The 22,964-nt window shown below is 39.5% G+C and carries 18 protein-coding genes; 3 read left to right on the top strand and 15 right to left on the bottom strand.

Annotated features, from left to right (window positions below; genetic code table 11):
* Positions 1-12: 12 nt before the first annotated feature.
* The 8 genes from gmhB to hemA all read right to left on the bottom strand — a co-directional run bounded on the left by gmhB (position 13) and on the right by hemA (position 8,338).
* A complete protein-coding gene (gene gmhB, locus HV560_RS06490; RefSeq protein WP_176808191.1) occupies positions 13-561 on the bottom strand; it encodes a D-glycero-beta-D-manno-heptose 1,7-bisphosphate 7-phosphatase in 549 nt (182 codons plus the stop codon).
* Positions 561-1,031, bottom strand: coding sequence for a thioredoxin-dependent thiol peroxidase (gene bcp, locus HV560_RS06485; RefSeq protein WP_176810382.1), 471 nt, complete (start codon positions 1,029-1,031; stop codon positions 561-563). The genes gmhB and bcp overlap by 1 nt, the downstream gene beginning before the upstream one ends.
* Before the next feature lie 158 nt (positions 1,032-1,189).
* The gene (rsmA, locus tag HV560_RS06480) at positions 1,190-2,056 is read right to left on the bottom strand and encodes a 16S rRNA (adenine(1518)-N(6)/adenine(1519)-N(6))-dimethyltransferase RsmA (RefSeq protein ID WP_159629533.1); all 867 of its coding nucleotides are present in this window, start codon (positions 2,054-2,056) and stop codon (positions 1,190-1,192) included.
* A gap of 58 nt (positions 2,057-2,114) precedes the next feature.
* A complete protein-coding gene (locus tag HV560_RS06475) occupies positions 2,115-3,059 on the bottom strand; it encodes a peptidylprolyl isomerase (protein WP_176812443.1) in 945 nt (314 codons plus the stop codon).
* Between the two features lie 89 nt (positions 3,060-3,148).
* Positions 3,149-3,691, bottom strand: a complete 543-nt coding sequence (gene pyrR / locus HV560_RS06470) for a bifunctional pyr operon transcriptional regulator/uracil phosphoribosyltransferase PyrR (protein ID WP_159629529.1) — start codon at positions 3,689-3,691, stop codon at positions 3,149-3,151.
* Positions 3,692-3,698: 7 nt separating this feature from the next.
* Positions 3,699-5,126 carry a bifunctional D-glycero-beta-D-manno-heptose-7-phosphate kinase/D-glycero-beta-D-manno-heptose 1-phosphate adenylyltransferase HldE gene (gene hldE / locus HV560_RS06465; RefSeq protein WP_176808189.1) on the bottom strand — a complete coding sequence of 476 codons (1,428 nt, stop codon included), beginning with the start codon at positions 5,124-5,126 and terminating at the stop codon, positions 3,699-3,701.
* A gap of 191 nt (positions 5,127-5,317) precedes the next feature.
* Complete coding sequence (der, locus tag HV560_RS06460) at positions 5,318-6,841, bottom strand: ribosome biogenesis GTPase Der (protein ID WP_176812844.1); 1,524 nt, start codon at positions 6,839-6,841, stop codon at positions 5,318-5,320.
* Positions 6,842-7,030: 189 nt separating this feature from the next.
* Positions 7,031-8,338 carry a glutamyl-tRNA reductase gene (hemA, locus tag HV560_RS06455; RefSeq protein WP_176812442.1) on the bottom strand — a complete coding sequence of 436 codons (1,308 nt, stop codon included), beginning with the start codon at positions 8,336-8,338 and terminating at the stop codon, positions 7,031-7,033.
* Positions 8,339-8,585: 247 nt separating this feature from the next.
* On the opposite strand from hemA, the gene relA reads away from it, so the two are divergent.
* Positions 8,586-10,784, top strand: coding sequence for a GTP diphosphokinase (gene relA / locus HV560_RS06450; RefSeq protein WP_176812441.1), 2,199 nt, complete (start codon positions 8,586-8,588; stop codon positions 10,782-10,784).
* 98 nt (positions 10,785-10,882) lie between these two features.
* Entirely contained in the window at positions 10,883-12,073 is a 1,191-nt protein-coding gene (ispC, locus tag HV560_RS06445; protein ID WP_176812440.1) for a 1-deoxy-D-xylulose-5-phosphate reductoisomerase, read from the top strand.
* A gap of 47 nt (positions 12,074-12,120) precedes the next feature.
* Here the strand turns inward: ispC and nhaC are convergent, their stop codons facing one another.
* The 6 genes from nhaC to HV560_RS06415 all read right to left on the bottom strand — a co-directional run bounded on the left by nhaC (position 12,121) and on the right by HV560_RS06415 (position 20,777).
* Positions 12,121-13,509, bottom strand: a complete 1,389-nt coding sequence (gene nhaC, locus HV560_RS06440) for a Na+/H+ antiporter NhaC (RefSeq protein WP_176812439.1) — start codon at positions 13,507-13,509, stop codon at positions 12,121-12,123.
* 49 nt (positions 13,510-13,558) lie between these two features.
* Positions 13,559-15,139 (bottom strand): FAD-binding protein, encoded by a 1,581-nt coding sequence (locus tag HV560_RS06435; RefSeq protein ID WP_176812438.1) that lies wholly within the window; start codon positions 15,137-15,139, stop codon positions 13,559-13,561.
* A 99-nt stretch (positions 15,140-15,238) separates the two neighbouring features.
* Positions 15,239-16,045: an ABC transporter ATP-binding protein gene (locus HV560_RS06430; protein WP_176808183.1), complete on the bottom strand. Its 807-nt coding sequence runs from the start codon at positions 16,043-16,045 to the stop codon at positions 15,239-15,241.
* Complete coding sequence (locus HV560_RS06425) at positions 16,042-18,015, bottom strand: dipeptide/oligopeptide/nickel ABC transporter permease/ATP-binding protein (RefSeq protein WP_176812437.1); 1,974 nt, start codon at positions 18,013-18,015, stop codon at positions 16,042-16,044. The genes HV560_RS06430 and HV560_RS06425 overlap by 4 nt, the downstream gene beginning before the upstream one ends.
* Positions 18,015-18,968: an ABC transporter permease gene (locus tag HV560_RS06420; protein WP_159629511.1), complete on the bottom strand. Its 954-nt coding sequence runs from the start codon at positions 18,966-18,968 to the stop codon at positions 18,015-18,017. The genes HV560_RS06425 and HV560_RS06420 overlap by 1 nt, the downstream gene beginning before the upstream one ends.
* A 210-nt stretch (positions 18,969-19,178) precedes the next feature.
* The gene (locus tag HV560_RS06415; RefSeq protein ID WP_176812436.1) at positions 19,179-20,777 is read right to left on the bottom strand and encodes an ABC transporter substrate-binding protein; all 1,599 of its coding nucleotides are present in this window, start codon (positions 20,775-20,777) and stop codon (positions 19,179-19,181) included.
* A 224-nt stretch (positions 20,778-21,001) separates the two neighbouring features.
* Between HV560_RS06415 and hemW the strand changes: the two genes are divergently transcribed.
* Positions 21,002-22,159, top strand: coding sequence for a radical SAM family heme chaperone HemW (gene hemW, locus HV560_RS06410; RefSeq protein ID WP_176812435.1), 1,158 nt, complete (start codon positions 21,002-21,004; stop codon positions 22,157-22,159).
* A gap of 161 nt (positions 22,160-22,320) precedes the next feature.
* On the opposite strand, the gene upp is transcribed toward hemW, so the two are convergent.
* Positions 22,321-22,950 carry a uracil phosphoribosyltransferase gene (gene upp / locus HV560_RS06405; protein ID WP_176812434.1) on the bottom strand — a complete coding sequence of 210 codons (630 nt, stop codon included), beginning with the start codon at positions 22,948-22,950 and terminating at the stop codon, positions 22,321-22,323.
* Positions 22,951-22,964 lie beyond the last annotated feature (14 nt).

The following is a 22,964-nucleotide window of genomic DNA, read 5'->3' as shown; positions in this document are numbered from 1 at the left end:
TGCCTGCTTTCTTTATTTAATATATCTAACCAAATCAACAAGGCTATCCAGCACTAAATCGGCTTTTGCCTCACCTTCTGGCGTTACCTCTTTACCTGTTCGCACTAATACCTTGGTTTTCACACCAGCATTTTCTGCTGCGAGCAAGTCTTCTAATTTATCGCCTACCATATACGATTGAAACGGATCAATATGGAGATCTTTTATCGCTTGCTCAAACATTCCTGATTTCGGCTTACGGCAATTGCAATCTTCACAGTATTCACCTTTACCCTCTAGATGATGTGGGCAGTAGTAGATTCCATCTAGCACAACGCCATAGTCTTCGTCTAATGACCAGTCCATCCATTCAGTCAGTTGCATAAATTGATCTTCGCTAAAATAACCACGTGCAATGCCCGATTGATTAGTGACTAACACAAGCAAATAGCCTTTGTCTTGAAACTGTTTTAACGCTTTTCCAACGCCTTCAATAAACTGGAAATCATCAATTTTATGCACATAACCGTGATCAATATTAATTGTGCCATCACGATCTAGGAAAATCGCTTTCTTAGCCATCAATTTGATCCTTTAATAACATCTACAACCATTTGATGATGCTCGCTTGTTTTGAATTTATCGAAAACGTGGTCAATCACACCCTGCTCATTTACTAAAAAGCTAATGCGATGAATACCCTCATAAGTTTTGCCTAAAAATTTCTTTTCGCCCCACACACCAAAGGCTTCTGCTACCTTATGATCAGGGTCTGATAAAAGCGTAAAATTTAGTGCTTTTTTCTCAGCAAATTGAGCTAATTTTTGGGGTAAATCAGGACTAATACCAAGCACAATTACATTAAGTGCCTCAAGCTCTGATTTACTATCACGCAGCCCACAAGCCTGCGTGGTACAGCCTGGTGTGAGGGCTTTAGGGTAAAAATAGACTAATACGTTTTGACCCGTAAATTGGGAAAGAGAAACAGCTTCACCAGCCTGATTTTGAAGAGTAAATTGAGGGGCTTTCTCGCCTGCTTTTAAGATATTCATTTGTAATTTTTCCATAAAAAATAACCGCTTGTTGATCTGTCCCCAAAAGTTGGGCAGTTTATTAACTTAAATATTGAGATCAGTATTGTACTGGGCTCAATCCTTTTTAAATCAAGTTTAATGCGTGTTGGATTTACCCTCCAACTACTTTTCTATTTTTAAATATCTTCGTCAATAAGCTCTTCTGTTTTGTCTATTGATGGCGGGTTTTCATATAGCCAGTTAGCTAAACGAACATAATCTGCAATCGTTAGATTTTCAGCACGTGCAGTTAAATTGATACCTAATGCTTCAAGCTGTTCAGCAGTAAACAGACTAGAAAGTGCATTACGTAATGTTTTACGACGTTGGTTAAAGGCCTGTGTAGTTACACGGTTTAACCAATAAACATCTTTCGCCGGGTGCGGTAGTTTATTGTAAGGTACTAGACGCACTACTGCTGAATCCACTTTTGGAGCAGGTTTAAATGCGGTTGGCGGTACTTCAAGCACAGGAATTACTTGGCAATAATATTGTGCCATAATAGTTAATCTGCCATAGGCTTTGCTGTTTGGTGCAGCACATAAACGTTTGACGACTTCTTTTTGCAACATAAAGTGCATATCTTGAATGAGATCGTGGAACGTCAATAAGTGGAAAATTAATGGGGTGGAGATGTTATAAGGTAAATTACCAAATACGCGAACGGAATCTTCCTCTAAATTTTGACTCTCAAAATATTCTCGGAAATTAAAACGTAGCGCATCTTGTTCGATAATCGTTAATTTTTGGTTTAAGAATGGGTGATGGCGTAAGCGTTCTGCCAAATCACGGTCAATTTCTACCACGACCAGTTTATCAACTAATTCTGCAACAGGCTCCGTTAATGCCCCCAAACCAGGGCCAATTTCCAGTAAAAATTGATCATTTTTTGGGTTAATCGCGGAAACAATACCATGAATAACATTCATATCGTGTAAAAAGTTCTGTCCAAAGCGTTTACGAGCAGTATGACCTAAATGTTTTTTTGAATTTTGTGAACTCATTATTATCCTTTAAATAACAAAAGAACCCCGCTAGGCGAGGTTCTTATAATTTGTTTAATTACTGACCAATATACTGAATATTTGCAGCTTTTCTTAATGTTTTAATCCAATCTTTTGAGGCTTCTTCTGCTTGTTTATTAACAAGCTGCTGATAGGCTCTTTGATGATAAGCATCTTCAGTTCTATCACTATTACTAACATCCGTTACTTTTAGAATATGCCAGCCAAATTGCGATTTAAATGGGGCAGAGATTTGATTTTTTTTACTTTTAGATGCTACGTCTGCAAATTCAGGGGCATAAATGCCTAAGGGGTTAAAACCTAAATCGCCACCATCTGCACCTGAAGCATAATCAACAGAATGTACTTTAGCGGCTTCTTCAAAGGTCGTTTTGCCTGAATTGATATCTGCAATTAAACTGTTTAATTTCGCTTTTGCTTGTCTATCGTTTAAAATTGGGTTAGTTTTTAGCAAAATATGGCTAATACGATGCTCTTTACCCATGACTGTTTTTAATTTACCTGCAGATTTATCTTTTGCCATTAACTCTTTCGCAAGAGTTTGAACTTGTTGCGGTGAAACTTGAATAGATTTACCAATGCTAATATGACGAACTTGTTCCATAGCCATTTGTTGAGCAATGTTATGTTTAAACTCTTCTAGCGTAATCCCTTGATAATCTAATGTATCTAATAATTGACCATAAGTAATACCGTTTTGAATAGCCACATTTTCAACCGCTTGATGCACTGCCTGAGGGCTAATGGTTACGTTAGCTTCTCTCATTGCTTGTTGTACTAAAATATCGTCAATTAATTGATCAATCGCCATACGTTGAGAGGCCTTTGTTACGGTTTTCTTACCCAGCATAGTTCGAATTTGGCTCTGCATAATAGGGGTATCATTCACTAATGCAACCACTCGCTCTTCAAACGCCTGAGCTGTTTGGGTAAGTGTGATTGTTGCAATAGCAACAGCAAATAATGATTTTACTAATTTCATTTTATAAAAATCCTAATGGAGATAAATAAGTTATTCTTTTCTTAGAGATTAGTTTATCGAAAAGGTTCACTTAAATTAAGTACTTTTTATTACTCTTTATGTGCTACAGGAACTAAGACAACTTGATTGATGCCATCATAATAGGAGGTATATACCTGAATTTGCTCATTTTTCGCAGTGGGGATATTTTTTCCGACATAATCAGCCCGAATTGGCAGCTCTCGGTGACCACGATCAACTAAAATAACTAATTCAATTCTATCGGCTCGACCAAAATCAAGTAAGGCATCTAACGCAGCACGAATAGTTCTTCCAGTAAACAAAACATCGTCCACTAAAATCACTTTTTTACCGTTGAGATTAAGCTGATTTTCCGCACCAGTAAATACAGGATCTTGATAGATTAAATCCAAATCATCACGATAGAAAGTAATATCTAACGCCATATTGGGTAATTGAATTTGAGATAATTCTTTGATACGTTTTTGAATGAGTTCAGCAATTTCAGCGCCACGACGTTTAATACCCACGATAACGACATCTTGTAAATCCCCATGCTTTTCAATAATTTGATGGGAAATCCGAGAAATAATTCGCTGAAACTGCTCTGTATCAATAATGATTTTTTTCATAACTAAACTATAGCGATTGAATTTTTTTAATTACATTCGTGGTAGAGCAACCATTTTCAAAGTTAAGTACTCTTACATCGCCACCGTTTGCCCACACCTCTTGGCTACCTGCAATATCTTCAGGTTTATAATCTCCCCCTTTTACTAATAAATCAGGTAGCATTTCAGCAATTAAACGTTGTGGCGTATCCTCATCAAAAGGCACTACCCAATCAACGGAGGCTAAACCTGCAAGCACGGCCATTCGTGCCGCTAAATCATTAATTGGGCGAGACTCACCTTTTAAGCGTTTCACTGAATTATTCGTATTTACCGCTACAATTAAGCGATCGCCTAATTTGCGCGCATTTTCTAAATAAGAAACGTGTCCTGGATGCAGAATATCAAAACAACCATTCGTCATCACAATTTTTTCTCCACGTTTTTTCGCCTCATCAATAATTGCTTTTAACTCTATTTCAGAAACAATTCCAAAACCTGTTGTTGCACGTTGATGAATCGCATTTTCTAATTCAACAGGGCTTACTGTTGATGTGCCTAATTTACCGACCACAACACCTGCAGCAGCATTAGCTAAATAACAAGCTTCTTCATAAGGACGACCGTCTGCAATTGCAGTCGCTAATACGCTGATTACGGTATCACCCGCACCAGTGACATCATAAACCTCTTTTGCTTGAGTGGGTAAGTGATAAGGTTCTTGGTTTGGACGAAGTAACGTCATTCCTTTCTCTGAACGAGTAACGAGTAATGCAGAAAGCTCAAAATCATCAATCATTTTTAAGCCTTTCGTGACGATTTCATCGTCATCTTTGCAATACCCAACAACCGCTTCAAATTCAGACATATTAGGGGTAAGTAACGTGGCGCCACGATAGCGTTCAAAATCGGTACCTTTCGGATCAATTAAAACGGGCACATTCGCTTTGCGAGCAATTTGGATCATCTGTTGTATTGATTTAAGTGTACCTTTACCATAATCCGATAAAATCAATGCACCACAAGCGGTGATTTCTTGTGAAAGTTTTGCAAGTAGCGCGGTTGAATCGACATTTTGAAAGTCTTCTTCAAAATCCAAGCGTAATAATTGCTGATGACGAGATAAAATCCGCAATTTAGTGATGGTAGGGTGTGAATTAATTGCTACACAATGGTTTTGGATATTATGTGAATTGAGCAGCCTATCTAATGCACATCCTGCATCGTCTTGACCAATTAAACCATGAAGCGTAACGGGTACGCCAAGGCTGGCAATATTCATAGCCACGTTTGCTGCACCGCCTGCACGCTCTTCAATATCTTGCACCTTCACTACAGGCACAGGGGCTTCTGGTGAAATACGATTGGTTGCACCGAACCAGTAGCGATCTAACATAACATCACCTAGCACCAATACTTTAGCGTTATTAAATTTGGGAGAGTATTGCATCATCATATATTGAACCTTTTTATATCTATAGCCCTCTCCCCTAGTGGGAGAGGGACAGATTTTTCTTCGTTCAGAAGAAAAATCAGGGAGAGGGGGCTGTTTGTTTTTAGAAAATCTTCGTTATTTTCCCTCTCTCTGAAAAACACCTCTGAACGAGGCGTTTTTCGGTCTCTCTCCCACAAGGGGAGAGAGTAAGATTATTTCTTCGCTTTCTTAATAAACTTCATCAAACGCTTACGTTTTCGTAATTGATTTGGTGTAAGTTTATTTTTCTTACCTGCAAATGGATTATTGCCTTCTTGGAATAAAATCCGAATCGGAGAGCCGATAATTTTCAAACTCTTACGGAAATAGTTACTTAAATACCGCTTGTAAGAATCAGCTAATTTTTCCACTTGGTTACCGTGAATAACAATAATCGGCGGATTATAACCACCTGGGTGGGCATATTTTAATTTAACACGGCGACCATTTACGAGTGGAGGTTGATGTTCATCGGCTGCCATACGCAAAATACGGGTCAGCATTGAGGTTGAGGTTTTTTGGGTTGCACAAGCATAGGCCTCTTTCACCGAATCAAATAAATTGCCCACACCTGAGCCGTGTAGTGCTGAGATAAAATGCACACGAGCAAAATCAATAAAATCTAAACGTCTATCAAGTTCTGATTTCACCTGATCTTTAATATCTTGCGATAAACCATCCCATTTATTGACAACAATAACTAGCGAACGACCAGCATTTAAAATAAAGCCAAGCAGCGATAAATCCTGATCAGAAACACCTTCTCGAGCATCAATGGTTAAAAGCACCACGTTGGCATCTTGAATAGCTTGTAGCGTTTTAATTACGGAGAATTTCTCAACGGCTAAATTGACTTTACCACGCTTACGCACCCCCGCCGTGTCGATAATGGTATATTGCTGACCATCACGCTCCATCGGAATGTAGATAGAATCACGAGTTGTTCCAGGCATATCGTACACAACCACACGATCTTCACCTAAAATGCGGTTAGTAAGCGTTGATTTGCCTACATTTGGGCGTCCAACAATCGCAATTTTGATATTTTTGTCTTCAATCGTTTCTTCAGTATCTTCTTCCAATGCTTCATCTAATAAAGCGGTATCTTCTTCATTGTCGAAGTCAAAATCAGTATCCCATTCATCTACTTCTTCATTATTTGCAGTATTTTCATCAGAATCGACCGCTTGCTCTGCATTTAACTGTTCACCAAGAGGCGCAAGCACTTGCTCAATAAGCTGTGTCACGCCACGCCCTTGAGCTGCGGCAATTTGTTCCACTTCGCCTAAACCAAGTTGATAGAATTCTGCACAGTGTGAGTCGGCATCAATACCATCTGTTTTATTTGCAACTACCACCGTAGTTTTTTCACGTTGACGTAAGTATTGTGCAATACCAATATCTGCAGGTAATAAACCCGCACGAGCATCTACTAAGAAAAGAACAACATCTGCTTCTTCAATCGCTAATAGCGATTGTTCTGCCATTTTTTCCTCCACGCCCTCTTCTGTACCATCAATACCGCCAGTATCGATTACGATAAAATCATAACCAGCAATATTGGCGTGTCCATATTTGCGGTCACGGGTTAAGCCAGGAAAGTCTGCCACTAAGGCATCTCGAGTGCGAGTTAAGCGGTTAAACAAGGTGGATTTACCCACATTTGGTCTACCAACTAAGGCAACAACAGGCGTCATTTTTTGTCCTCTAAATTCAATCATTTGCAAGGAGTTGCAAAAACAGTAGCATTATAGCGGAAATTTGAGGAAAGTTAAAATTAGAAGCGTGATCTGAGATAAATTGCCGTAGGAAGCATCGTGTAGATCAGCAAGCGGTCAAATTTTTTCAATTTTTTGCAAAAGCATAGGAACACAGCGTGCTCAACATTATTCTTCTAAACGTAATGCTTTAGAAAAACTTTGCAACCCCGTTGAATTTCCACTTTTCGCCATAGCTTGTAAAGCTTGGGTTGGTATATGGAGCAGCTGATTAGTGAGTTTGTAGCTTAATTCACTGATCACTTTTTCACTATCTTGACCTTGTGTGATAGCTTGCAAGGCTTTGTCTAATAGTTCTTGTCGGATATATTCTGCATCTTGGCGATAGCGTTTGATAAGATCGCTAGATTGTTGCTGTTTTAACCATTCAAAGAAGGCTTTGCTCTCTTCTTTTACGATTTCAGCCGCTTGTTTTGCAGCCTCTTCACGTTGAGCCATATTGCGTTGAATGATATTTTGTAAATCATCTACGCTATAAGAATAAACGCCCTCTAATTCCCCTACTTTTTCATCAATATCACGAGGCACAGCAATATCAATAAGCAACAGTGGGTCAAATTGACGTTGTTTTTGAGCAATTTCAACCATCTCTTTAGTGATAAGTGTATCCGCACTGCCCGTTGAGCTAATCACGACATCGGCTTGATTTAAGCCTAGTTGTAATGCACTTAGAGAGAGAATTTGCATTGGGAAATTTAATTTTTCCGCTAACATTTCTGCCCGAATATGGGTACGATTAGCCACCATCATATTTTTTGCACCGTGTTGAATTAAGTAACGAGCCACTAATTCAATGGTTTCACCCGCCCCCACAAGCAAAAAACGTAATTTCCCGAAATTATCAAAAATTTGGCGAGCTAAACCACAAGCTGCATAAGCAACAGAAACCGCTTGGCTACCAATTTCCGTTTCAGATCTAACACGTTTTGCAGTAGCAAATGTGCGTTGGAATAAGCGAGATAACTTGGTAGAGATCGTTTTGTGATGTTGTTGGTAAAAATCTTCGCTATATTGATAAGCTTGTTTTACTTGCCCTAAAATTTGGGGCTCACCTAAAATAAGAGAATCCAAGCCACTTGCCACGTTCATTAAGTGGTTAGCAGCATCTAAATTTTGTTTGAAATAGAGGCATTCACCTAGTGCTTTTTCATCAAGTTGATGCACTTGAGCAAACCATTTTAAGCACTGTTCACGCCATTTAATATTATCATCACTCTCTTTGTGAGGCGAAATATTGGGCTGATGGAAATAGAGTTCGGTGCGGTTACAAGTAGAAAGAATAACAACGCTTTCGGCTAATCCACTTTCTTGAATTTGCTTGAGAGCGAGCTCACGTTTGCTATCCACAAATGCGACTTTCTCTCTTAAACCCACAGAGGCGGTTTTATGATTGATTCCTAACACTAAAATTGTCATTGTTCCCACAGAAAATAAATAAAAACGCGAGTATTTTAATCAAGAGCGTGAAGTCGTGCAAATAATTGTGTTAATAGGTTTGATTTATCACAAGAATGTTACCTCTTAAGGAGTAATCACGATGCTAATCTCTGTGCTAAATTTTTATAAAATAAGTAAATTTTTTCTGAAATTGGACGTATAATTGCACCCCATATTCAGCGATAACAAGCGGTCTGATTTTGACGAAAATTTACAAGGAGGCTTTATGGTAGCAATTCGTTATTCCCACCAACTTGATCCAAATAATTTTGAATTAGCAAGCTGGTGTACGAGCCTGAATATGTCTCCTGTTACATTTGAGCACATTCAACACGCTTGGGAGTACGCTCAAGAAAAGCTCGATACCGATTATAGTTTGATGTGGTATGGCATTGAAATGGTCGAAGTGCTTCACGGCTTGAATATGGACGATGACAGCCTAGTGGCGGCGTTGCTTTTCCCTCTTGTAAAACACAATATTATTGATCTTGTTCAATTAAAAGAAGATTTTAATAATCACATCAAAAACTTAGTGAAAGGCGTGCTGGAAATGGAAAATATCCGCCAGTTATCTGCTCACAATGTGTCTGATTTACAAATCGATAATATCCGCCGTATGTTACTGGCAATGGTAGACGATTTTCGTTGCGTAGTGATTAAACTGGCTGAACGCATTGCTTATTTGAGAGATAGTAGCCAACATACTGAAGAAGACATCGTATTAGCCGCCAAAGAATGTTTCCACGTTTATGCACCGCTTGCCAACCGTTTAGGTATCGGGCAGCTTAAATGGGAGTTGGAAGATTATTGTTTCCGTACGTTACACCCCGCGACTTATACCCAAATTGCTAAATTTGATTTAGGCGAACGCCGATTTGATCGCGAACGTTATATTGCAAATTTTATTGAAGATTTGACCGCTTGTTTAGTTGATGAAATCGACAATGTACAGATTTATGGGCGCCCAAAACATATTTATAGCATTTGGAAAAAAATGCAGAAAAAGCGTTTGAGATTTGATCAGCTTTTTGATATTCGAGCGGTGAGGGTGATTGTGCCAACGCTAGAAGATTGCTACACCGCATTAGGTATTATCCATACTAAATACACTCACTTACCCGAACATTTTGATGATTATATTGCCAATCCAAAACCAAATGGCTACCAATCTTTGCATACCGTGGTATTAGGTGAAGAAGATAAAACGATTGAGGTACAAATTCGTACCCAGCAAATGCACGATGATGCCGAGCTGGGGGTGGCTGCTCACTGGAAATACAAAGAGGGAGCAACTGCTGGGCGTTCAGGCTATGAAGAAAAAATTGTGTGGTTACGTAAATTACTTGAGTGGCAAAACGATCTTGCCGATTCAGGGGATATGGTGGCAGAAATGCGGACACAAATTTTTGATGATCGTGTTTATGTCTTTACGCCAAGAGGCGAGGTAATCGATCTGCCACAAAAAGCAACTCCGCTGGATTTTGCGTATGCAATCCACAGCGAAATCGGACATCGTTGTATTGGGGCAAAAGTAGCAGGCCGAATTGTGCCGTTTACTTACCATTTGCAAATGGGCGATCAGGTTGAAATCATCACTCAGAAAGAACCCAACCCAAGCCGAGATTGGCTTAATCCAAATACGGGTTTCGTGAATACGAGCAAGGCTCGCTCAAAAATTATTGCTTGGTTTAAAAAATTAGATCGAGAAAAGCATATTCCGATTGGTAAAGAGGCTCTTGAAACCGAAATGGAAAAATTTGGTTTCACATTTAGACAAATAGAGGAATATGCGCTGCCTCGCTATAACTTAAAACAGTTTGATGATTTATACGCAGGCATCGGTGGCGGTGATATTCGTTTAAATCAGTTAATGCATTATTTGCAATCGAAATTAATTAAGCCTACTGCCGAGCAAGAAGATGAGGCAGTGTTAAAACAGGTTAATAAAAATAATAACCAGCAAAAACCGAGTAAAGGTTATGTGGTTGTTGAAGGGGTTGGTAATTTAATGCACTCTATTGCTCGGTGCTGTCAGCCAATTCCAGGCGATGAAATTTTGGGCTATATCACACAAGGGAGAGGTATTTCTATCCATCGAGCCGATTGTGAGCAATTACACGAATTGTTGAATACAAATCCAGAACGTGTAGTAGAGGCAGATTGGGGGGAAGGCTATGTTTCAGGTTTGAGCTTAACTATTCGTGTGATTGCAAATGACCGAAACGGTTTATTGCGAGATGTGAGTGCAATTATGGCGAATGAAAAAGTAAATGTGTTAGGTGTTTCTAGCCGAACAGACGTTAAACGCAGCCTGGCTACGATTGATATGGAAATTCAACTGAATAATGTTGCCATTTTAAATAAATTATTGGCGAGAGTATCGCAATTAGACGATGTGATTGAGGCAAAAAGACTTTCAAGCTAAATATAAGCGGTCGTTTTTTATAAAAATTTTGCAAGATCAAATTTGAGATCTGTAAGGGAAAGTGGCATTTTCTCTTACATAAAAATAAAGAGAAAAGAATGAAAAAGTTAGTGATTTTAGGTTCAACAGGCTCAATTGGTAAAAGCACTTTATCGGTGGTTGAACATAATAAAGAACAGTATGAAGTATTTGCTTTGGTTGGTGGAAAAAATGTGGCATTAATGACAGAACAATGCCAGCAATATCAACCCACTTTTGCGGCAATGGATGATGAAAAAGCAGCTCAAGACTTGAAAATATCATTGGCAAATTTAGGCATAAAAACAGAAGTGTTATCAGGGCAAAAAGCAATTTGCGAGCTTTCCGCTCACCCTTATGTTGATATGGTTATGGCAGCCATTGTTGGAGCAGCTGGTTTATTACCAACGCTTGCAGCTGTGAAAGCAGGCAAAAAAGTGTTATTAGCCAATAAAGAATCATTGGTAACTTGTGGACAGATTTTTATTGATGAAGCTTGCAAATCGGGAGCGAAATTACTGCCGGTAGATAGTGAACATAATGCGATTTTCCAATCGCTACCGCCTGAAGCACAAGAAAAAGTCGGTTTTTGCCCGCTTGCAGAACTAGGTGTGAGTAAAATTATTCTCACTGGTTCGGGAGGTCCGTTCCGCACCAAACCGTTAACTGAATTTGAGGCAATTACCCCAGCTCAGGCTGTCGCTCATCCAAATTGGTCGATGGGAAAAAAGATCTCGGTAGATTCTGCGACAATGATGAACAAGGGATTGGAGTATATTGAGGCTCGTTGGTTATTTAATGCAACGGCAGACGAGATGGACATTATTATTCACCCGCAATCGATCATTCACTCAATGGTAAGATATATTGATGGTTCGGTGATTGCTCAAATGGGTAATCCTGATATGTGTACGCCGATTGCACACACTATGGCATACCCAAATCGAATTAATGCAGGCGTACCGCCACTTGATTTCTTTAAATTAAAAGAGCTGACTTTTATTAAGCCTGATTTTGCTCGTTATCCAAACTTAAAATTAGCGATTGAGGCTTTTACAGAAGGGCAGTATGCGACAACCGCGATGAATGCAGCAAATGAAATTGCCGTTGAGGCATTTTTAAATGAACAAATTCGTTTTACCGATATTGTGAATGTGAATAGAACGGTAGTGGAAAATATTGCCCCAATTCAAGTGAAAGAAATTGCTGATGTATTGCATATTGATAAACTTGCTAGAGAGTTAGCAAAACAAATAGTTATTCAGCTCTGATAAGCAAAAATGCCTACAAATTTGTAGGCATTTTTTGTATCTTAACTTTATGTATTAGTTGGCTTTTTACTGATAGTTACGCCTGTAAATCCAAAAATTAACGTGAGGATTAAACAAATGTAACAGAAGAATGCGTAAGGCAAATAGTCTAACACTGGCACATTCAGAACACTGCTGATAAACACACCACACACACTCCAAGGCACTAATGGATTGATTACCGTGCCAGCATCTTCAATAGTGCGAGATAAATTTTTCAGCTCAAGCCCTAAATGTTCATAGGTGGAACGGAAGGTATTACCTGATAATAATAAGCTTAAATATTGTTCACCGATTAATACATTAATACCTACCGCAGTGCTTGCAACCACAAAAGTAACACGCCCAGTATTGGTTAAAAAACTACTAATGCCTTTAAGTAGAGCAGGTAAAATACCTAAAATTTGTAATAAACCACCTAAACTTAATGCCAATACAACAATAGTAACAGTAAAGAACATACTATTAATACCACCACGAGATACTAAAGATTCCACTTCACCTAAGTCAATACCTTCAGCGGGTTTATAACCCGTAAAGAAATAATTACCCAGTTGCTCTAAACTGGGTGAGCTATGCGTGTAGGTAATAATAAGCGATAAAATTACAGTCGTGACGATGATATAAATTGAATTAATACGATTCATCGCCATTAAAATTAAGGTTATAAATGGCAGTAGTGTATAACCGTGAATAAGCCCTGTGGCTTGTAAATGGGTTTTTAGGTCTTCAATATTCGCTAAGTTCTGAGCATCAGCTGGTTCGGTTAAAAACCAAAGTATAAGTGCGGTAAATATCCACGCTGGTATGGTGGTATAAAGCATATTGCGAATATGAGCAAACATATCAATACCCACAATAGACGCTGCAATAGTGGTGGTGTCTGAAAGCGGAGAGGTTTTATCACCAAAAAAGGCACCGGAAACAACGGCTCCTGCAACAATTGCCGGGTTCGCGCCAAATGCAGCTGCCATTCCAATAAAGGCAACGCCAATAGTGGCGGTTGTTGTTAAACTACTACCTAACGCTATACCGACCACAGAACTCAAGGCAAAAGCAGAGATATAAAATAACTCAGGAGAAATCACACTTAAGCCATAATACATTAAGGTTGGGATTGCCCCAGACATCATTAATGCAGAAACTAATAATCCAATAAAAAAGAACAAATAAATGGCACCAATACCAGACATCAGCCCATTTGCCATACCCTCCTGCATATTTTTAAACGGAATTTTATTCACTAACCCAAAAAGTAAGAGGATAACAATGACTGCTAAAATTGAAATTTGAGGCACCCAGCCAAGTGCAATCATCGTAAAACCTAAAATAAAGACAGTCAAAAGAGAAAGTATGACCGCCGTACTAGGCTTTAATTTGAGTAGGTAGTTGTTCATTTATACTCCTAAGTTATTATGACAGGAAGAGGCGTATTATAGACTAATTTTATTCAGATAAGTAGTGTGCCCCCAAACTCTTCTCATCAAGCATATGCTTTACTATTAATTGAGCGGTTTTTAATGCATTGTAAATTTCAATACCTTGATGTTGGGCGTGGTAGATTGGATCAAATTGCTGTTCCAAATTACTTAGAGTGTTAAGTAACAGTTTAAGGTTACTTGTGGTACGATAAACATTCGCATATAGTGCCATATTCTCTCTAATAGTGGAAAGCACTTCGCTTGCAGAAAGTGTTAGATTGGCATTTGGATTAGCCAGTTTATTTAATGCTTTTTCCGCAACGACAAGCGGTGAAAAATCTGCATTTTTTTGCAAATGTACGTTTTGTAGAGTGCGTATAATTTCAGCAACGGCACGTTTTGCAAATACTAAACCGCCCCCAACTGAATTGCCCCCCATACGGTTTGCACCCTCAATACAATGGGCTATTTCTCCAATTGCAAACAAACCTTTAACGGAGCTTTCGCCCCATTCATTAATTTGAATCCCACCATTGCAACTATGAGCAAAAGGTTTAATCGAAATTTTATCTCTCACTAAATCAATCCCCACTTCATTTTTCAGCCAATTTAAATAGACGGTGTAAAATTCTTCTTTATCTTCATAAATTTTGGGGCTGTATTTGAGGTAAATACCTTTTTCATCTGGATTTTCCAGCAAATGCTTCATCATCACTAAGTCAAATTCCACACACTCAAAATCCAAACTAAATGGTGCATAATGGCTGCGTTCAAGCATCATTTTGCTAAATTGTGCTTCATTTAAATGAGGGAATAGATTTTTGCCTGTTGAGTCGGTAATTTCAGTGACGTATTTCAACGTATGTTCCCCGAATAATACCTTATATTTGGGTTCAACAAAGGCAGGAATAAATTGAATAAAAGCCAGATTGACTAATGTTGCCCCAGCTTGTTTGGCAACAGAATGGAGCGAACCTATTACATCAGCTGGGTAGAGGTTATCTTTATAAAGCCCAGCAAGACCACCCGCGGCTAAAATGATATGGTTAGTTTTGCAAAAAATATAAGAAATTTGACCGCTTGTAGTATATGCAAATACAGCACCTTGCACTTGATTATGCTCGGCAACGATATGTAAAAGCGTCGCATTTTCATAGAACGGAATCTGTTGCTCTTGTAAAATCTGCTTAGCTCGCAGAGCAGCCTCTCGCCAGTCCTTAATTAAATAAATGGGGCGGGTATATTTGGCAAAGCAAGCTGGGCGGTTGTCATTACGCTTCCAAGGCTTAAAGCCGATACGCTCTAATAAAGCAATTGCTTTCGGTGAATCTTCAATATAGGCTTGTATGACATTCGGATTGATTTTTTGTTTACCGATATTTTCAATATCTGCTCTAAAAAGTGGATGGTCTTTTTCATCGCCTGTCACTTGAATGCCTAATGTGGCTTTAAGGGGAAAATAGCTCGCCCCAGAGCCAATCGTGGATTTGCTAATCAGTAAAGTATTAATGCCTTTGCTTTTTGCTTCAACTGCGGCAGAAAGCCCTGCGATACCAGAGCCGACAATCAGTAAATCTGTTTCGAGAATTTGGTTAATTGTGATCATAAAATAAAATACAAGCGGTAAAATTTGGTGAAAATTTTACCGCTTGTAGCGAAAATAATAAACTGAATTATGGGGCAAATTGGATTTGCCCCTACCGTATTATAATAATGACGGGGCTGACTCAATCAAGGTTCTCGTATATGCCTCTTTTGGTGTGTCAAAAACTTGTCTTGCATTGCCCATTTCGACAATTTTACCGCCATTCATTACCACAATTCGATCCGAAACCTGATTAACCGTTTGTAAATCGTGCGAGATAAACACCATTGCAAGATTTAACTCTTTCTTCAAATCGGCAAGTAAGTTCAGGACTTGAGCTCGAACTGATACATCAAGTGCTGAAGTTGGTTCATCAGCTACAATTAATTTGGGATTTAATGCCAATGCACGGGCGATTGCGACACGCTGTTTTTGACCACCCGATAAACGAGTTGGCTCAACTAGTGCAGCAGAACGTGGTAAACCTACACGAGAGAGAAGATCATAAACTCGTTTTTCACGCTCTCGTGGTTGTAAGATATTATGAATATCCATCGGATCTTTGAGAATATCTAATACACGCATACGAGGGTTTAGTGCCGTTGCTGGATCTTGGAAGATAACAGATACTTGGCTACCGAAGTATTTACGAGCTTCTGCACTACCGTATTTCATCTCTAATCCATTAAATTTTACCGTGCCTGAAGTTGGTTTTTGAAGGCTTATCATCACGTTTGCTAGGGTAGATTTGCCACAGCCAGATTGCCCTACAATACCAACTGTTTCGCCAGCGTGAATATCTAAACTCACACCATTTACTGCACGGAATTTTTTCGGGTTGAATAGCGTTCCATCACGGGAGCGAAACTCGACAACAATATCTTTCAGCTCAATAATCGGCTGCTCTTTAATGGGTTTCATACTCATAGTTTAGCTCCCTGATTTTCTTCTAAGTGAGATGCCCAAACGTGTTGTGGGTGTTCTCCAGTTGGAACAAGTTTCAAGTGTTGTTTTGGATTCGCATCAGGACGCAATGAGCGGCTAGCGAAACGGTCACCGTTTGCAAAGTCAAACGGAGAAGGCACACTGCCTGGAATTTGATATAAGCGTTCTGCACGACATTCCGTTGAAAGTACTGAGCCTAACAAACCACGTGTATATTCGTGCGTTGGATGCATCAGTAAGTCGCTAGTTGGCGATGCTTCTACCACTTGTCCTGCATACATTACCGTGATGTGGTGAGCAATTTGAGCAACTAAGGCTAAATCGTGGCTCACAAACACCATTGCAAAGCCCAGTTTTTCACGCAATTCGTTGAGAAGCTTAATGACTTCTGCTTGAACGGTTACGTCTAATGCTGTGGTTGGTTCATCTGCAATTAACAGTTTTGGCTCACGTGCTAATGCCATTGCAATAAGAACACGCTGACGCTGACCACCTGAAAGTTCGTGTGGATAACGGTTGAGAGTTTTTTCAGGATCAAGATGTACCCATTTGAGTAATGTCTCTGCGGACTGTTTACCGCCACGACTGATTAACTGCTCCATTTGTTCACGAATACGCATTGATGGATTTAACGCACTTAACGCATCTTGGTAGATCATTGAAATCTCGTGACCACGAAGATCATTAAGCTTATCTGTTTTCAGTAAATCGTACTGATTGCCAGCACGGTCAGTAAACAGGATTTCACCTGTGATTTTTGCAGTTGGTGGTAATAATCCCATAATTGAGAAGGCAGAGATTGATTTACCACAGCCAGATTCCCCTACCAAGCCCATCGTTTCACCTTCATGTACGGTAAAGCTGATATTATCCACCAATGGGGTTTCACCATAACGGTTTGGGAAGCGGATAGATAAGTTTTTCACTTGCAAAATCGGTTTTGCATTTGGGTTAAGTTGCATACGGTCTGTACGCACGACTTCTGCTTGCTTCAATTGAAGTAAGTAGCGTTTTAATGCTAAGCCCTCCGCCATTGCCTCTTGAACATCGGTTGAAAGCGGTTTTGATACATCATTTTTTGCTGCAGTTGGGCTCTTCTTCGTTTTCGGATTCGCTAATGCATCCGTTAAACCTTCAGAGAGAATATTTAACGATAATACGGTTAAAAGTACACACAAACCAGAGAAAGTTGTTGCCCACCAGAAGCCACTTAAGACTAAGTTACGCCCTTCAGATAAAATATTACCCCAAGAAGGGTGTGGTGGCTGAACCCCTGCACCTAAGAAAGAAAGTGATGCTTCAAGAATAATCGCATCAGCAACCATTACTGTGGCAAACACAAGTACAGGTGCTGCGGTATTACGCACAACGTGTTTTAATAAGATATAAGTACGGCTACCACCTATTACACGCTCTGCTCGCACATAATCTTCTTCCCATTGGGAAACAACATTTGCACGTACAACACGAGCAAGCTGCGGGGTATAAACAATCGCAATCGTAAGGATAATAATCGGTGAAGAGTTGCCGAATGTGGCAAGCAATACCGCTGCAAGTGCGATGCCAGGGAATGCCATTAGAATATCCATCAGACGCATAATGACTTCATTACCGAATTTATCAGCGGTTGCCGCGGTTGCTCCCAAGATACTGCCAAATACAATGGCACAAGCTACAGCCCCTAACCCAATAAAGAGTGAGGTTCTTGCTCCGTAAACGATACGAGAGAAAATATCTCGCCCTAAACGATCTGTACCGAACCAATACTCTGAACCTGGAGCTTGGACTGGGCGTAGTGTTTGAAGTGGGTCATAAGGTGCAACTAATGGTGCCAAAATTGCGATAAGAGCCATAATAATTAAGAAAATTAACGCGATCTTGGATGTGGTTGATAATGCTTTGAATCTTGCCCCGCCAGAAGCAAGTCTGTCTGCTAATCCTTGACGAAACATTATAGACTCCGAATTTTAGGGTTAATAATTAGGTAAAGAATATCAACAATGATATTGACTAACACGAAAGTCAATGCAATGGTTAGTACCACGCCTTGTACTAAGTTTAAGTCCAAATTAGTAATTCCATTGAAAATCAATTTACCCATACCTGGTAAGTCAAAAATCTGTTCGATAACAACTGCCCCACCGAGTAAGTAACCGACACGCAAGCCAAGAACGGTTACAGGTGTAATTAAGGCATTACGCAATACATTACGACGAATAACGGTTGAATATGGTACACCGTTACCAATTGCGGTACGCACATAATCTTTATCCATTTCTTCTACCATTGCAGTACGTACTACACGGATTAATGAGGCACAAACTGGAATCGCTAATGCAAGAGACGGTAGAACCATTGAGATAGCCCACTCTTTCGGATCTTCACTAAATGGTACATAACCACCAGATGGCAACCAATCGAGTTCAAGTGAGAAGTATTGAATTAATAAAATACCGAGCCAGAAAGATGGTGTTGCAACTGCTGCAACGGAGAACAGACGAATGATTTGATCGACAAGACGATCACGATGAAGTGCTGCAAATACACCTAGTGTAAATGAGATAACCGCAGCTAAAATGACACCGATAAAGGTTAATTGCAATGTGATTGGGAACGCTTTGGCAATCATTGATGAAATAGGTAATTCAGGTGGAGTAGTTACCCCTAAATCAAACACGAGAAGGTTTCCGAGAAAACGAAAGTATTGAACCAGTAACGGATCGTTTAACCCACGTTGCTCACGCCATAATGCTTTAGCTTCATCACTGGCAGCATCTCCTAATGCTACGGTTGCAGCATCTCCCGGCGTGAATTGTAAAATAATAAAAACGAGTGCTGTTACCCCGATGATCATAATAGGTAGTGCCAATATGCGGCGGAATAACAGACGCAGTACAATTTCCATTTTTATCTCCAGCTATAAAATATTATAGGAAGGTCGAGTGCGAAATACACTGGGTTAATTTGTTTTCAGTATGCAAAACATACTCTATGTTGTTATATAAAAAACACAGAAAATTTGAGTATAAATTTAAAGTGACAAGCGGTTGATTTTAGTCGATTTTTTGCAAAATTTTCCCCAAAAACAACCGCTTGCTTAGCCGTGTGTTAAGGCTTATTTACGTCCAACACCTAAGAATGACATACCTGTGGTTGGCAATGGTTGGAAGTCCGTTAATGCTTTAGCATCCCAAGCCGTTGGTAATTTACGGTGGATAAGAGGATAGAGCGGAACTTGTTCAGCAATAATATTGAACACTTTTGCCCATTCTGCTTTTGCCGCATCGTGTGATTTTGCTGACACTGCTGCATCTAACAGTTTTTGTACCTCTGCATATTCTGCGGTTTCAGACCAGCGGTAGCGATTTTTCGCCCAACCGTCACCACGGTAGAACCAGCTTAATAATAAGTCCACATCGTTACCGAATACAGACGGGTCACCTGGTGCAACAACCACTTTGAAGTTACCTGATGCAATGTACTCACCATATAACGCACTAGATTGTAAGTGGCGTAAAGTTACTTTCACACCTGGGATAGCATTCCAAGACTCAAGAATTAATGGTGCACATTCTTTCACCCAAGAAGTATCTGTTGCGAGTAATTCAAACTCTAATTTATCTACACCTGCTTCTTTTAATAGTGCAACTGCTTTTTCTTTGTTGAAATCGTACTGAGTTTCTGCTTTCACATAATCAGGGTGCGTTTCTTGTAAGTAAGACGTTGCTTTGCGTGCGTTACCTAAGAAGACGATATCGATCATTTTTTGAGTGTCTAACGCATAGTGGAATGCTTGACGTACTTTCGGGTTGTTAAACGGTGCTTCGGCACAGTTAAACATTAAGAACAATAAGCCAAATGATTGAACTGAATCAATAGATTGTCTTTTCGATTTTAAACGTTGAATATCAAGATAAGGTACAGACTCAATCGCTTGAACACGTTTAGATTCTTGTGCAGTTACACGAGCAGCATCGTCCGATAACAATGACCAAACCATTTTTTCTGCTTTCGCTGGATAGATACCATTATAAGCAGTAAATGCTTCAAAGACGATTTTGTCATCTTTAACCGCAGAGACAAATTTATATGGACCAGAACCTACTGGGTTTGCATCAAATGCACTTTCGCCCACAGATTCAATCACATGTTTCGGTACGATTTTGATAATCGTTAAACGCTCTTTAAATAATGCAAATGGATATTTGAGTTTAAATTCAACGACTTTCTCATCAATTGCTTTTACGCTGTCAATAAATGGAATAAAACCTTTGAATAGAGATTTATTGTTGTCATCTAGTACACGCTCAAAAGAGAATACAACATCTGCAGTAGTTACTGGCTTGCCATCGTGGAATACCGCACCATCACGTAGTGTTACACGGTAGGTTACGTCGTCCACTTTTTCAGGCATTTTTGCCGCTAAACCTAAGTATGGCTCGCGAGTGGCTGGGTGTAAATCCACGAGTCCTTCAAAAATATGGAGGTTTGCTGCCATTGGGGTTGCACCAGTGGTACGTAATGGGTCGAACCCAGTGGAAAGAGAGTAAGAAATACCCGCTTCAATCACAGAGCCTTTTGCAGGAGCCATTGCCGCTGCTACTGGTGCTGAGAATGTGCCTAATGTCGTGCTGAATGCAAAACCTGCACCCACACCAGCCATCAATTTCATAAAACCACGACGTGATTCGTTATGTTCAAATTGTTTTGTCATAGTAAGCTCCTTAAGGTCGCTATATTGGATAGTTTGTTTTTAATATGAAGTGAATTTATCAAAACATATTAATTTTTTGAAACGAAACTATCATATCATTAATGCCAAAGCGGTAAAGAGGGAATTTTTGAATTTGTGATCTAGTTCACGAAAAAATCTCTACTTCCCACTTTATTTGCTTTTCGCTATTATTTAGGCTTCTTAAACATAACGAAATATTTATTGTGAAACTTATTTTACCGCCTTTAAGCCTTTATATCCATATTCCGTGGTGTGTACAAAAATGCCCATACTGCGACTTCAATTCTCACGCTCAAAAAGGGTTTATTCCAGAGAAAGAATATATTGAACATCTCCTTGCAGATTTATTGCAAGATTTAACCGCTTATCAAGCAGCCATAGGCGATCGTAAATTACACTCTATTTTTATTGGTGGCGGCACACCAAGTCTGTTTTCGTCCGAAGGTATTGCTTATTTATTAAAAGAAGTAGAAAAGCGAATCCCCTTTGAGGCGGGTATTGAAATCACGCTTGAAGCCAACCCTGGCACAGCAGAGGCGGAGAAATTTGTTGGCTACACCCAAGGCGGAGTCAACCGCATCTCAATGGGCATTCAGAGTTTCGAGCCAGAAAAATTGCTCAAACTCGGACGAATTCACGATGCAAATGAGGCAAAACAAGCGGTCATCTATGCCCAAAATTCTGCAAAATTTGGCTTGAACAGTTTTAATATTGATTTAATGCACGGTTTACCAAATCAATCGGTAAAACAAGCGTTAAGTGATTTAGAACAAGGGATTGCTCTTAATCCACCTCATTTATCGTGGTATCAGCTCACTATTGAGCCTAATACGATGTTTTATTATCGTAAACCCACTTTGCCAGATGATGACGAATTATGGGATATTTTTGAGCAGGGGCATCAACTTTTAACTGCGGCAGGCTATGAGCAATACGAAACGTCTGCCTATGCGAAAAAAGGCTACCAATGCAAGCACAATCTCAATTACTGGCGGTTTGGCGATTATTTAGCAATTGGTTGCGGTGCTCACGGTAAAATTTCCTATCCAACGGGCGAAATTTACCGCTTTAGTAAAACCAAACACCCAAAAGGCTATATGCGGGGTGAATACCGCTACAGCCAAGATTTAATTGAGCTAGAAGATCGCCCATTTGAGTTTTTTATGAACCGATTCCGTTTGCTTGAAGCTGTGCCAAAACAAGAGTTTGAATGGTTTACAGGGCTAGATAGGGAGGTTGTTCGCCCCACAATGGATTGGGCATTAAGCCAAGATTATATTTTTGAAACTCCAACGCATTGGCAAATTACCCTGCACGGAAAATTATTCTTAAATGAGTTATTGGAAGGATTTTTAGAATAATTTGCAAAAAAATGTTAAGATTTGACCGCTTGATGATCTCTCCCAAAAATGATCTGCACCTCACATTAAGAACCTAGGTTTTGAAATGCAGATCAACAAGCGGTCATATTTGCAAAAATTTTACAAAATATGACCGCTTGTATTTTTATTAACGTTAAATACTATTTGGTGCCAAAAATTTTATCGCCCGCATCACCTAAGCCTGGAATAATATATCCTTTTTCATTTAAGTGGCTATCAATTGAAGCTGTGTAAAGTTCAACATCTGGGTGAGCTTCTTCTAGCACGTTAATCCCTTCGGGTGCTGCAACTAATACTAATACTTTAATGTGTTTACAACCTGCTTTTTTCAGTAGATCAATCGTTGCTACCATTGAGCCACCCGTTGCTAACATTGGGTCTGTGATAATCGCTAGGCGTTCATCTACATCATTTGCTAATTTTGAAAAATAAGGAACTGGTTTTAACGTTTCTTCATCACGATAAATCCCCACTACACTAATTCTTGCACTGGGTATGTGTTCTAGCACCCCATCCATCATACCTAAACCAGCTCGCAAAATTGGCACCACGGTAACTTTTTTACCTTTAATTCGTTCAACTGAAATTTTCTTACCATTCCAACCATTAATCTCAACTTTTTCCATTTCAAGATCTTTGGTTGCTTCATAAGTCAATAGGCTACCAATCTCATTTGCTAACTCACGGAAATCTTTGGTGCTAATTTCTGCTTCTCGCATTAAACCTAATTTATGTTTTACAAGCGGGTGTTTTACCTCAACAATTTTCATTGTAAGCTCCTTAA

Source organism: Mannheimia pernigra (genome assembly GCF_013377995.1).
Taxonomy (GTDB): Bacteria; Pseudomonadota; Gammaproteobacteria; order Enterobacterales; family Pasteurellaceae; genus Mannheimia; species Mannheimia pernigra.
The sequence above is the reverse complement of the archived record's forward strand: the minus strand, read 5'-3'. Positions and strand labels throughout refer to the sequence as shown.

Bases quoted from the DNA above. Each gene is read 5' to 3' on its own strand.
- gmhB (WP_176808191.1), bottom strand. From the start codon at position 561: ATGGCTAAGAAAGCGATTTTCCTAGATCGTGATGGCACAATTAATATT.
- bcp (WP_176810382.1), bottom strand. From the start codon at position 1,031: ATGAATATCTTAAAAGCAGGCGAGAAAGCCCCTCAATTTACTCTTCAA.
- rsmA (WP_159629533.1), bottom strand. From the start codon at position 2,056: ATGAGTTCACAAAATTCAAAAAAACATTTAGGTCATACTGCTCGTAAA.
- HV560_RS06475 (WP_176812443.1), bottom strand. From the start codon at position 3,059: ATGAAATTAGTAAAATCATTATTTGCTGTTGCTATTGCAACAATCACA.
- pyrR (WP_159629529.1), bottom strand. From the start codon at position 3,691: ATGAAAAAAATCATTATTGATACAGAGCAGTTTCAGCGAATTATTTCT.
- hldE (WP_176808189.1), bottom strand. From the start codon at position 5,126: ATGATGATGCAATACTCTCCCAAATTTAATAACGCTAAAGTATTGGTG.
- der (WP_176812844.1), bottom strand. From the start codon at position 6,841: ATGACGCCTGTTGTTGCCTTAGTTGGTAGACCAAATGTGGGTAAATCC.
- hemA (WP_176812442.1), bottom strand. From the start codon at position 8,338: ATGACAATTTTAGTGTTAGGAATCAATCATAAAACCGCCTCTGTGGGT.
- relA (WP_176812441.1), top strand. From the start codon at position 8,586: ATGGTAGCAATTCGTTATTCCCACCAACTTGATCCAAATAATTTTGAA.
- ispC (WP_176812440.1), top strand. From the start codon at position 10,883: ATGAAAAAGTTAGTGATTTTAGGTTCAACAGGCTCAATTGGTAAAAGC.
- nhaC (WP_176812439.1), bottom strand. From the start codon at position 13,509: ATGAACAACTACCTACTCAAATTAAAGCCTAGTACGGCGGTCATACTT.
- HV560_RS06435 (WP_176812438.1), bottom strand. From the start codon at position 15,139: ATGATCACAATTAACCAAATTCTCGAAACAGATTTACTGATTGTCGGC.
- HV560_RS06430 (WP_176808183.1), bottom strand. From the start codon at position 16,045: ATGAGTATGAAACCCATTAAAGAGCAGCCGATTATTGAGCTGAAAGAT.
- HV560_RS06425 (WP_176812437.1), bottom strand. From the start codon at position 18,015: ATGTTTCGTCAAGGATTAGCAGACAGACTTGCTTCTGGCGGGGCAAGA.
- HV560_RS06420 (WP_159629511.1), bottom strand. From the start codon at position 18,968: ATGGAAATTGTACTGCGTCTGTTATTCCGCCGCATATTGGCACTACCT.
- HV560_RS06415 (WP_176812436.1), bottom strand. From the start codon at position 20,777: ATGACAAAACAATTTGAACATAACGAATCACGTCGTGGTTTTATGAAA.
- upp (WP_176812434.1), bottom strand. From the start codon at position 22,950: ATGAAAATTGTTGAGGTAAAACACCCGCTTGTAAAACATAAATTAGGT.